The sequence below is a fragment of the Candidatus Phytoplasma pruni genome, assembly GCF_013391955.1.
Lineage (GTDB): Bacteria > Bacillota_I > Bacilli_A > Acholeplasmatales > Acholeplasmataceae > Phytoplasma.
In genome coordinates, this window is sequence record NZ_JABUOH010000047.1 from 24,941 (window position 1) to 37,588 (window position 12,648).

The window sequence follows — 12,648 nt, forward strand, 5'->3', positions numbered from 1 at the left end:
AAAAAAATGGGTTGATTTTATTTTTGCCTTTTTCACACCCTTTTGCGCTAATTTATTTTGAAAAAGATAACGATAATGAGTAAAATTGACTTTTATGCTAGATATAAATACTTTATTCTATTGCTTTCCCCTTTATATAACCATCTTTTGTAGCAATTTAACGGCTTAATTCATTAACTGTTGTCCTGAATTATTAATGAAACAACAATTTTCCAAAGGGATGGTGCGATTGGACACCCTTTTTAGGTTTTTGATAGGGAGAATAATTTAATGACATTTTTTGATTCCTTTTTTTTACATTTCCTTATTTTATATTCATTATATCTTTTTTTTTTTTTGCAAGCGAAGCGCCAACATATCCATCAAAAAAGAGTTTAAAACACGAACTCTAAATTCTCAATTATTTTAAAAACACGGTAAATAGAAGGAAATGTAAATTATTTCTCTTTTTTTACCTATGTAATTGTGACTTATAAAAATAATTGCGATAAAAATCAATAAAAAGGATAATTTTTTCCCAAAAGGCTTGTTTTTTTTTTTTTTTGTGTAAAATATTTTAATATAGTTTTTTAAATAAAATAGCTATACAATAAAAATTAAAAAATATTGATATCGTTTCAATATAGAAAGAGAAAAATATGGATTTTAAAAAAATTATTAATAAAAATAAAAAAATGATTTTATATGCAACGATTCTATTTGCGTTTGCACTTATAATTATTTTATTTTTTGTTTTCAAAAATAAAAACAAAAAAGACAATCAACCAGAGAAGGTTAAAAATGAACAATCTTTATCGAGAGTTTATAAAAAAAGTTTATTGGAACCCAACCCGAATACAGAAACCATTTTCCATATAAATCCTTATATAAATCCTTATAGCGGAAATTCTAGTCAAAAAAAATTGTTTTTATCTCACGTTACATCTCCTTTTTTAGAAATTGGTATAGATTGGGACGATGCAATTCGTTCTAATTTGGCAACCAAAGAGAATGATTTTTCAAAATTTCAAAATTATCCTGAGGAAAGAAATAAATTTTCTCCAGAAATGTTGAAAAAAAGTTATCATTCTAACATGATAGAATTAAAGATTAAAAACAATGAAGGACAAGAAATTGATTTAAAGGGTTACGAAAATTTTAATAAAGACGAAAAGCAAAAATCGCTTTTTTATGAATTTAGTTTGAAACCAGGTTTAAAATTTTCTAATGGAGATCCAATCAATTCAGATGTAATAGTTTTTTCTTTCAATACTTTTAAACAAGTGAACAATAGAGCGTTATCGGACATAGATTCCATTGAAAAAATTGATGAAAACCATTTTAAAGTAAACTCTAAAACAACTACAAATCCTAGAACTGGACAAACCAATCCTTCTAGTTTAAAACAAATTATCGAAGATTTAAATAAATTATATTTGGTACCAAAAAATATATGGGAAGCTTCCTCAATTGGCAATGAAAGTCAATATGGGACTCAAGAAAGGCCTTTTGTGTCTTATGGAAAATATGAATTAACAAACTATAATGATCCTAAAAAATTTGTTTTCAAACGAAACCAAAATTACAAAAAGGAATTACCATTTGATGAAATTCAATATTTAGTTTTCACCAACAAAGAAGAAGAATATAAAGCTTTTAAAGAAGGGATTATTAACGATTATACTCCTGAAAAGACGAATATTAAAAAAGTTTTAGAAGAATGTAAAAACATTCCTAATCTTAAAAGCGTATATATACCAGAAAGTCAAATTACAAATTTATTTATCAACCACAACTCTTCAAACGAAAAATTAAAAGAAGAAGGTTTTAAAAAGAATTTGTTTAAGAATATTAAAAGAGAACAGTTAGTTGAAGATTTAGCCTTTTTCAACGTCCCTACTGTTAATTTTTTGCCAGAAGATAAAACTTTTTTCGATGATTTAAAAACTTATAATCAGACAGAACAACATACAGAAAATATTAATTCTTTTAATGCAGAAAAAAATGATTACACAAACAATGATAATACTGTTTTGAAATTGATATATCCGAAACAAGATGCTACCGACACTTTTAAACAAATAGCCCAAAAGTTAAAAAATTATTTCGAAACAGATGAAGAAGGAAAAAAATCAAAAATAACTTTGGAAGTGAAAGAGCTGAGTAATGAAGATTACGCAGTAATGCTAACGCCGAAGCTGGTAAGAAGTGTTTCTTCTCCGATGAAAAACGAAACTTACGATTTACGCTTAGACAAAATCACTTATACAAATACAGAACAATTACCTTTTTTTGTTAATTTTTTATCAAAAGAAGAGGGTAAGTTGTCAGAATTAAATAATTTAGCTATAAACTTAGATTTAACACCTTTTAAAGATGATTTAATTAATTTGGAAGATAATCTCAAACCTTCATTTTTTCAAACATTAATCGAAGGAAAGAAAAAATTTGGGGTTGTCCAAATGAATAACTGGAAATGGGAAGGTAAAATTTCTGAATTAGAAACATTTTTAAAAAATTATTTTGCTTCGAAAGAGCAATATCCCCACAAAGAAAAAATTTTAACTTATATTTATTCGGAATTAGAAAAAAAATTATATTCTCATATACCAACAATACCATTGTGTACCGAAAAAACAATAAGAATATTTAGAGATTTAAATAAAGATATATATAATTTTTATTCCCCTTTAATGAAACAATTAAACTTTAATTTAAACATTTAAAAGAGAAAAATAAAATCAATGTTCTTAACTATAAAACAAACACCAAATAAATAGAAAGAAAATATTCAAATGAAAACATATTTAAAATACTTTTATCTAACTATTTTAATAATATTTATTAGTTGGCTTGTTTTTGATTTATTTAATGATGTTTTATTTCAGTTCGAAAAACAAACGCAAAATGAACTTTTATTAGAAATTAAAAATAGCAAAACAAATAAAATTACTTATGAAGAAACAGGAGATCGTTTGTTCGGCGAAAATAAATACAAAATTACATCTTATAACAAAGAAAACAAAATCAAAATAACTTATGGCGAAACAATGTTTGTAAACCTTTTGTTACAAAGTTTAAAAGACAAAACGGATATAAAATTCGAATATAAGAATTCTTATAAATTTTTAAAACTTGTTATAAATGCTATTCCAATCGTTTCTTCTTCTATTTTTATGATTTATATAATTTCTAACATTAAAAAACAATCGAATAAACTCAACAAAGATCCTAAAGTTTCCTCTTCCCAAAAATCTTTATTTACCTTTAAAGATGTGGCTGGTAATGAAGAAGAACAAGAAGAAATGAAAGAATTAATTGATTTTTTAAAAAAACCACAAAAATACAAAGATATGGGAGCTTCTATTCCTAAAGGAGTCTTATTATCAGGACCGCCAGGCACTGGCAAAACCTTATTAGCGAAAGCTGTTGCTGGCGAAGCAGGAGTCTCTTTTTATTCAGTAACAGGAGCTGATTTTAAAAATCAATATTTCGGTGTTGGAGCTGCTAGGGTGAGAAAATTATTTCAAGAAATTAGAGCAAACGCGCCTTGTGTTTTATTCATCGATGAAATAGATACTATCGGAAGAAAAAGAGGTTCTATCGCTAATGATGATGGGAGCACTATTAACCAATTATTAACTGAAATGGATGGTTTTACCGAAACTTCTGGCATTATAATAATGGCAGCAACTAATAGAATAGATGTTCTGGATGATGCTTTACTTCGTCCCGGCAGATTTGATCGCCATTTTACAGTTGGTTTGCCGGATGTTAAAGCAAGAGAAGCTATTTTAAAAGTACATGCCAAAAACAAAAACATTGCCAAAGATGTTGATTTTAACCAATTAGCGAAACAAACTCCAGGAATGAGCGGAGCTCAATTGGCTTCAGTTTTAAACGAAGCTTCCATTTTAACTGTAAGAAATAAAAAAACTGAAATAAATAACGAAGAACTTTTGGAATCAATAGACCGTGTTTTAATGGGTCCAGCTAAGAAGTCTAAAAAATATGACGAAAAAGAACGTAAAATGGTTGCTTATCATGAGGCAGGTCATGCTATAATTGGTTTAAAATTAGAACATGCTCAAAAAGTGCAAAAAATAACTATTATACCTCGTGGAAATGCAGGAGGTTATAATTTAATGATGCCTGAAAAAGAAACCTTCTTTTCTTCTAAAAAAAGAATGTTAGCTAATATTACTTCTTTCTTAGGAGGAAGAGCGGCTGAAGAATTAATTTTCGATGACGTTTCTAATGGAGCTTTTGACGATTTCAAACAAGCAACTCAAATAGCTAGGGTTATGGTCACAAAATACGGTATGTCTAATTTAGGACCTGTTCAAGATTCTGAATTTTCTGATAAAAAAGCTATTAATGAAGAAATTAATAAAATAATTAATTCATGTTATAAACAAGCTAAAGAAATCATACAACAAAATAAAAATTTATTAGACAAAATAGTTGATGAATTGTTAGAAAAAGAAACTATAAATAAAGATGAATTGCAAAAATTAATAACTAATTAAAAATTATTTTTAATAATAAGAAAAAAACCGTCTAAAAATGGCGGTTTTTTTCTTATTAATGGTTGAAATGTTCAAAAACATAAAATTAAAATATTGTTTTTATTTTTTCTTTAAAGTTTTAATTATAATTATATTTTAATTTGGGTTTGTCTTCGTTATTTATATTTTCTCTTTTTTCGTTTTTTGGAAATTCTATTAACTTTTTATCATTTGTATCAAGAGGATAAATTAATTTTTTCTCTGATTTTTCATTTTTAACGGATGCTACTGAAACAAGGACAAGTTCGAATTCTTTTAATTCGGCCGAATCATTATGAAAAATATACATTGCTTTAGCGCCATCACCCATTCGCTTCAATTCCTCCAAAGTATAGTGCGTCCCTAAAAAAGATTTAAACCTCTTTCCTCCGTCAAAATAAACTGCTTTAGTATATTCGCCAGGGTTTTTAATCGGAGTATCAATGTTTTCCGATAAAAAAGCACTATCAGCGTTATAACTTGGAGTTTCCGAAACATAGCCGATAAAATCGGGATTAATTTTTGTCTTAATAAAATCTCGAATATTTTCAGTTTCGTCACCGATTGTTCCGATATTAACGTGGAAAATAGTGAATGGTTTTTGAACGGCTTTGAAAATATACATTTTATTAGCTCCATTTCCCATTGTTTTTAAATCTTCTAAATCGTATCGGGTAAACCAGGATGATTTTTCCCTTTGACCTCCGTCAAAATAAATAGCTTTTATATTGTCGTTAGGGTTTTGAATGGAAGAGTCTATTTCGTTCGTTGTAAAAAAATCCTTAGAATTAGAATTATAACTTGGTTTTTCTGGCACTTCTCCGATGAAATCCTTTTTGATATTTTGTTTAATATATGTTTTTATAGCCCTGGGAATGTGAAAAACTTCGCCTAAGTCGATTTCAACTACTTCTGTTTTGTTAGTAGTAATTGATTGTTGTAAGTCATTGTATTCTTTCGGCTTTGTTATAACTTTGTTAAGCTCTTTTTGTTTATCCATTGGATTCGGATAGTCCAAAATTTTTCCATAATCCCAAACAATAGGTTTTTTCTTAGCTTTAAAAAGATACATTTTATCAGCTCCGTTTCCCATTTTTTTTAATTCTTCCAAAATATAAAGTGGCGAAAAAGTTTCATTTCTCTCTGCCTTATCAAAATAAATAGCTTTTATATCGTCTGGAGGGTTTTTAATCGGAGAATTAATGTTTTGATCACTATATTTATTAGAATTATAACTAGGAGTTTCGGAAACTTCACCCTTAAAATCAGGATTAATATTTTTCTTAATATATTGTTTAATAGTGCCTGGAATATCTTCAACTTCTCCTAAATTAATTTCCACCTCTTGAGTTTGATGTTTTGTTGTTGTTGGATGAACCGCTTGATGAACAAACCATATTAACGGAATAATTACAAAAATAAACGGGATTACAATATTGAAAAATACAAAAAGAAGATTGATTTTTTTATGAATTGTAGGTTTGAACATCTTTTCACCTTTTTTTCTTTCTCTATATAATATAATCTCATTATATCTTTTTTTTTGCAAGTGAAACTCCAAAATATCCATCAAAATATAGTTTAAAAGAATATCAATAAATTAGTAATTCTTATAAAAAACACGATAAAATGGTAAGAAAAAAAATTAATATTTATTCCAAAAGAAAAGCGATGCTTCTTGTTTTTCTTTAATAAAAAGATATATTTTTGTTTTATAATAAAAGTAAGAGTAATATTTTTTTAAATAATATTATATTTTCATTCGCTTTCAATTATCCATTATTTTCTCCCCTTAAAATATATCTTTTTTTAATCAGACACAACATAAAGCAAAAAAAGAGAAAAATAATATACCTGATTTGTCAAAAAAAATAATTATTCAAATTAATAAAAAAAGGACGATTACGAAAATGGTAAAAAAATATTTATATTATTTTTTTATTGCAATGGGTTTTTTATTCATCTTATTCTTTGCCATCAAAATGTCCCCTCACAACAAACATCACTATAACAACACTTCTCATCATGAATCCGCTAATTTAAAAGATAGTTCTTTTGCGAATATCAAAAAACATTATGATGACGAAGTAAGTAATTTAAAGCAAGAAAAAATCAAAAATTTCACAAACATCAAATTATTGCCACTTTTAGGGCTGGAAGAATTTATGAAAAACTATAACAAACAAGAAACTTATCCCATTATTTTCACTCCTGATGCAGAAGAAATGATCCAATTTATCGATAAAACTTTTCAAGGGCGTTTGAGTACTGCTTGCTTGACTTTAATCCAAGGAACAATCGATTGGATTAGCCAACAATTGAGAAAAAATATTATTTTAAAAATTGAAAAACATATAGTAAAAGAGAATGAAAAGCATTCTCATAATGAAGAATATAGTGCGACAAGTAAATTCAAAAAGCAAATAATATGCCAAATGAAAAACACAAATAATTCACATTTTTATATTGAGGAATATAACGACACTCCAGGCGATGGTTATTGTTTTTTTCACGCTTTAAACAGTATTTTAAAAAAAGCAATAAATGAAAACGAGTTTAATAAACTTCAAGAAAAGATCCAAAAAGCCTTTAAAAACGGTTAAAAAGTCTTTAATAAACAAAAAAACCATCCTCCAAGCTTTTATCAATGCAAAGAGGATGGTTTTTTTAAAAAAAATAGAAACATAAATGTTTCTAAAAAGGATTATCTATTATATTATAATTGTTAATTTAATTATTATGATTTTTGGGTTTAATTATTAATCTTTTTAGTTAAAATAAAATTATTAATTTTGGTCTTTTTTTATGTTAGAATGATTTTGGATGATTTCATTTTTTTATTATTTCGTAAAAATAATTTTATTTTGGAAAAATAAAAATTTTATCAATAAATTGATATACATTTTCTTGCTTCGTCTCCAAACGATGCGAGTATTTTTTTGGTTCCACAAATTTTTTCATAAGTTTACGGTAAGTGGGATGGATCCTTTAGTTGAAATATTTCAACTGACAGGCAGAATGAACCTACAAACTTTGACGAAAATCATTACGGTAAGTGGGACGGATCATTGAGATAAAAACTTTTGAACCGTTCAAAACAATCAACCAAAAAAGGTTTATAAAAATGATAACAATTTAATGAAATCAACCAAATAAATTATAACACATTCGTTAATATTTATTCCTAATTAAAAATCAATATTTTATCTATTATAAAAAATACTTCAAATAATTATTTATTTGAAGTATTTTTTTGCTTTAAAAAGGTTTCGAATGTCTTTTTTAAAAAGAATGATTGACCCGAAAAGAAGAAACTTATTTATAAATCGATCTTTTCCAGACGTTCAAACAATTTTTCTCCAGGTTGTAATTCTTTGGTTTGAGTAGTGCCGAATTTTTCTAAACTTTCCAAAGTCTCTTCTTCAGCCTTAATTTGTTTTAAAATTGATTCAGATGTTTCAGGTAAAAAAGGTTTTAATAAAACGCCTATAAAACGTAAAGTTTCCACTAAATTATATAAAAAAACATCTAATTTGGCTGAATTATTTTCCTCTTTAACAAGGTTCCAAGGTTCAACAATATCCACATATTTATTAGAATAACGAGCTAATTGAACGATATTTTCCATCGCTTCCGCCACACGATAAGAATCCATTGCTTTTTTAACTAACTTTACAGCATCAAGCGCTTTTTGAGGCAAATTAAAGTCATCTTTTTCTTCTGTCGTTGTTTTGGTTAATTGAGAATTACGGTAGGCTTTAATCATACCTAAAGTACGGCTTAACAAGTTTCCTATCGTGTTCACAAGATCAGCATTATATCTTTCTAATAAAAGATCATAACTTAAAGTTCCGTCAGAAACATAAGGTATTTCGTGTAAAACGAAATATCTAATAGCATCAACAGAAAAAAACTTTAACAAATCGTCTATATAAACCACATTATTAGTTGATTTAGAAATTTTATTGTTATTGAATAAAATCCAAGGATGGATTAAAAATTGTTTCGGCAGAGGGATTTCTAAAGCCATTAATAAAATAGGCCAATAAATCAAATGAAATCTACTAATATCTTTCCCAATAACATGTAGATCACAAGGCCAATATTTTAAAAATTGTTCATTAGGCAAGATTTCTCCGTCTTCAGAAAGTTGAAAACCTAAACCCGTAATATAGTTGCTTAAAGCATCAATCCAAACATAAACCACATGGTTAGGATCAAAACTTAAAGGAATACCCCATTTAAAAGAAGTCCTAGAAATAGATAAATCAGTTAAAGGTTCTTTCAACAAATTTAAAACTTCTTTTCTTCTTTCTTTCGGTAAAATTAAATGAGGATTGTCATTTAAATAAGTTAACAATCGTTCTTGATATTTTGATAATTGAAAAAAGTAGACTTCTTCTTTGGTGGACCAAACTGGTGTTTCACCACTAGCAGTTTTACCGTCAATTAAGTCCTTTTCTGCTATATAACTTTCTTCAACGACAGAAAACCAACCTTCATAAGTTCCTAAGTAAATATCGCCTTTTTTTAAGAGTTTATTGATAATAGCTTGAACTGTTTTTTTATGAGATTCATCGGTAGTTCTAACAAAATTATCATAATTAACTCCTACGGAATCATAAATTCTTTTAATTTCAGAAGAAATATGATCTACATATTTTTGAGTATTTATTTTTTCTTGAGAAGCTTTTTTTTCAATCTTTTGACCGTGTTCATCGGTGCCCGTTTGAAAATAAACATCATAATGATCCATTTTTTTAAAGCGAGCTATCGAATCGGATAAAATCATTTCATAGACATTACCGATATGTGGAATGCCTGAAGCGTAAGCGATAGAAGTAGAAATGTAAAACTTCTTTTTGTGAACTGTCATATAAACAATAAATCTCCTTTTTTATACATTATCTTTTTGAATTTTATATTTTTGATAAATCTCTTTTTTAGAAATATTTCTCGCTTTAGCGACTTTAGAAAAAGACTCTTTTTCCGAAAAACCTTGTTGTAAAAAAAACATAATATGTTCGTCTAAAGAAAAATCTTGATAAGAAAAAGGCTTTTTATTGCCTTCAATAACTAAAACATATTCTCCTTTAGTTTTCAACTCTTCTTTTAAAACACTATCAATATCGCCATTAATAATGGTTTCAAATTTTTTGGTTAATTCGCGTGATAAAGAAATATTACGTTGAGGATAATGAATTTGAACCATTTGTAAAGTGTCTTTAATTCTTAAAGGCGATTCATAGATAATTAAAGATCCTTCAAAAAAACGGTGTTTTAATAACATTTCTGTTTTCGCTTTTTTATTTTTAGGTAAAAAGCCTAAAAACAAAAACGGAATATCAAAAGAAGAAATGCTGAAGGCGGACAAAAAAGCTGCCGGTCCAGGAACAGAAGTAACATAAAATCCTGCTTTTTTAACTTCTTGAACCAATAACAAACCCGGATCACTAATTAAAGGAGTACCGGCATCGCTAATTAAAGCTATTTGTTTACCATCCTCTAACAAAGTCAAAATCTTTTGCACCCTTTGCTTTTCGTTATATTGATACAAAGAAAGTAAATTGTTTTTAAATTGATAAAATTCTAATATTTTATGAGCTCTTCTGGTATCTTCTGCCAAAATATAATCCACTTTTTTTAAAATTTCTAACGCACGAAAGGTTAAATCTGACATATTGCCGATAGGAGTGGAAACCAAATATAAAGTCGGTTTCGGTTCAATAAAGGTTTTTTGTATTATTACCATATTTTAATGATTTTTAAATTTTAAATTAAATTTAAAAACTCCTTTTGTTTTTCTATTTCTAACAATAAAGCCATAAAGCAAAAATTAGCGTTGACAAAAACATTCTTTTGTTCTATTTGCTCTAATATCGCTAAATATTTATTAATATGTTCTAAAGACAATTCATCAAAAAAAGGTTTTTCTAATAATTCTATAGGAAAAGAAAAAGATAAATTATTTTTTTTATAATATAAATCTAAGAAAAATTGCATTATAACTTTTAAAAAATCACTCACAAATAATTTATCTTCGGCTAAAGATTTAGCTTCTCCGAATAAATAAACAAAATCATTCTTTTTTTTAAAATTATCTAAAAACAATAAAAAGAATTTTTTAAATTCTAAATAATAATTAACATTTAAAACATCTTCTTTTACGTTGTTAAAACGGTTTAATAAACTAATTAAAACATCATCTAAAACCTCGCCTTTATTAAATGCTGGCGAAACTTCTTCTTCATCTTCCGTCATATTATCTAACGAAAAAACTTGTGTACGCGAAAGAATGGTAGGTAGGACAAGATCGCGATTATTAGTTAATAAAATCCCTAAAATATTCTCACTAATAGGGTTTTCTAAAAAATAAAGCAAACTGTTAGCCGCTTTAACATGAAGATGTTCAATCCCTTCAATAACATAAACTTTTTTTTGTTGAAAAAAAGAAGTTTGGTTGAAATAATTTTGCATTTCCAAAATTTGTTCTTTTTTAATGGAATTATTTTTTTTATAACTTAAAAAATAAAAATTAGGATACGAAAAATTTTTAATTAAACTTTCTAATTGAGGATCCAAAGGAGTAGTTTGTAAAAATTCATGAACTAATTCCAACATAAATTCATGTCTAGCTTCTTCGCTGCTACCTTCTATTAAATAAAGATGAGATAATTTTTTTTGTTCAATAATAAATTTAAATTTTTCCAATAAACGTTGATTTTTATTCATAATTTTATTTTAAACAATCTTTGTATTTCTTTTTCAATGATGGATTGTATTTCTTCCAAAGGCTGGTTAGCATCAATTTTAAAAATTCTCTGTGGGAATTGTTGATGCAAATTTAAAAAACCTTCTCTCACTTTTTGATGAAAAGATAAAGTTTGCAAATCAAAATATTCTCTTTTATCTTCTCTTTTGTCTTTTATTCTTTGCAAGCCTATTTGAGGATCTAAATCTAAATAAAAAGTAATATCCGGCATCGTTTTCAACGCAATAACATTAATTTTTTTAACAAAATCTTCGCCTAACTCTCTAGCGTAACCTTGATAAGCTAAAGAAGAATCTAGATAACGATCGCAAATCACTATTTGACCTTTTTTTAAAGCTGGTAAAATAACCTTCTCCAAATGTTCTGTTCTATCGGCTGCGTATAATAAAGCTTCCGTATGAACGTCTATTTTATTATCAGAACTAAATAAAAGTTTCCTTATAGGAAGGTTAGTTTCACAACCGCCCGGTTCTTTAGTTAAAATAACTGCATGTTTTTGAATCATTTTTTTAAACAAAGCGTTTGCGAGAGTGGTTTTACCAGTTCCTTCGCCACCTTCAAAAGAAATAAACATATCGAACCACCTTTTTAATAAAAAATTTTTGTTAAAACCAGTCCACAAGGAGGAGCTAAATAAGAAAATTGTTTGTCATATGTTAAGTTTAACATATTTTCCAAGTCTAATAAAGTCTTTTTTTTCTGCCCGATCCTAATTAAAAAACCTACTAAAAAAAGAATCATATGTTTTAAAAAACCTTTACCGTGAAAAACCAAAATATATTGATCTTCAGTTTCTTCTAAAAAAGCGTCATAAACGATTTTAACAGTAGATTTTTTTTCGTCTTTATTATTGGTAAATAAAACAAAATCATGTTCACCTTTAATTAAAGATAACGCTTTTTCAATTAAGGAGAAATCCAAAGATTCAAAATAAGTTTGAAAACGGTTATTAAAAGGCGTTAATTCTTTTTTAGAAAAAAAATACTTATAAATTTTGGATTTAGTATGATAACGCGCATGAAAAGCGTCATACACTAAAGAGAGTTCCTCAACCTTAATATCTTTCGGCAAGGTTTTATTTAAAGCTTTTTGAAAAAAATAATTATCAATCAAAAAAGAAGTATAAAAATGAACTACTTGACCTTCAGCATGAACCCCTTTATCCGTGCGACTAGCGGCGTAAGTTAGCATTTTTCTTTTCGTAAGACGGGATAAAACGTTTTCTAAAACGGACTGAACTGTGACCACTTTAGGTTGTTTTTGATATCCGTGATAATTAGTACCATCATAACTTAAAACCAATTTATAAGTAAATTTTTTCAAATCAAAAACCTCTCTTTTATTTTATAA

At 27.1% G+C, this 12,648-nt stretch carries 9 protein-coding genes; 3 read left to right on the forward strand and 6 right to left on the reverse strand.

The window, feature by feature from the left end:
* Positions 1–638: 638 nt before the first annotated feature.
* Both HR065_RS01865 and ftsH read left to right on the forward strand, forming a co-directional pair.
* Positions 639–2,705 carry an ABC transporter substrate-binding protein gene (locus HR065_RS01865; protein ID WP_178734215.1) on the forward strand — a complete coding sequence of 689 codons (2,067 nt, stop codon included), beginning with the start codon at positions 639–641 and terminating at the stop codon, positions 2,703–2,705.
* Positions 2,706–2,774: 69 nt separating this feature from the next.
* Positions 2,775–4,508, forward strand: coding sequence for an ATP-dependent zinc metalloprotease FtsH (ftsH, locus tag HR065_RS01870; RefSeq protein ID WP_178734216.1), 1,734 nt, complete (start codon positions 2,775–2,777; stop codon positions 4,506–4,508).
* Positions 4,509–4,626: 118 nt separating this feature from the next.
* Here the strand turns inward: ftsH and HR065_RS01875 are convergent, their stop codons facing one another.
* Positions 4,627–6,015: a hypothetical protein gene (locus HR065_RS01875; protein ID WP_178734217.1), complete on the reverse strand. Its 1,389-nt coding sequence runs from the start codon at positions 6,013–6,015 to the stop codon at positions 4,627–4,629.
* A 421-nt stretch (positions 6,016–6,436) separates the two neighbouring features.
* Between HR065_RS01875 and HR065_RS01880 the strand changes: the two genes are divergently transcribed.
* The gene (locus tag HR065_RS01880) at positions 6,437–7,129 is read left to right on the forward strand and encodes a hypothetical protein (RefSeq protein WP_244948337.1); all 693 of its coding nucleotides are present in this window, start codon (positions 6,437–6,439) and stop codon (positions 7,127–7,129) included.
* A gap of 716 nt (positions 7,130–7,845) precedes the next feature.
* Here the strand turns inward: HR065_RS01880 and metG are convergent.
* The 5 genes from metG to truA are packed head-to-tail and all read right to left on the reverse strand — an operon-like array spanning position 7,846 to position 12,621.
* Positions 7,846–9,402 (reverse strand): methionine--tRNA ligase, encoded by a 1,557-nt coding sequence (metG, locus tag HR065_RS01885; protein ID WP_178734218.1) that lies wholly within the window; start codon positions 9,400–9,402, stop codon positions 7,846–7,848.
* 21 nt (positions 9,403–9,423) lie between these two features.
* On the reverse strand, positions 9,424–10,278 hold the full coding sequence (rsmI, locus tag HR065_RS01890; protein ID WP_178734219.1) for a 16S rRNA (cytidine(1402)-2'-O)-methyltransferase: 855 nt from the start codon (positions 10,276–10,278) through the stop codon (positions 9,424–9,426).
* A 20-nt stretch (positions 10,279–10,298) separates the two neighbouring features.
* Positions 10,299–11,258 (reverse strand): hypothetical protein, encoded by a 960-nt coding sequence (locus HR065_RS01895; RefSeq protein WP_178734220.1) that lies wholly within the window; start codon positions 11,256–11,258, stop codon positions 10,299–10,301.
* Positions 11,255–11,872, reverse strand: a complete 618-nt coding sequence (gene tmk, locus HR065_RS01900) for a dTMP kinase (RefSeq protein WP_178734221.1) — start codon at positions 11,870–11,872, stop codon at positions 11,255–11,257. The genes HR065_RS01895 and tmk overlap by 4 nt, the downstream gene beginning before the upstream one ends.
* Before the next feature lie 14 nt (positions 11,873–11,886).
* Positions 11,887–12,621 (reverse strand): tRNA pseudouridine(38-40) synthase TruA, encoded by a 735-nt coding sequence (gene truA / locus HR065_RS01905; RefSeq protein WP_178734222.1) that lies wholly within the window; start codon positions 12,619–12,621, stop codon positions 11,887–11,889.
* Positions 12,622–12,648: the final 27 nt, after the last annotated feature.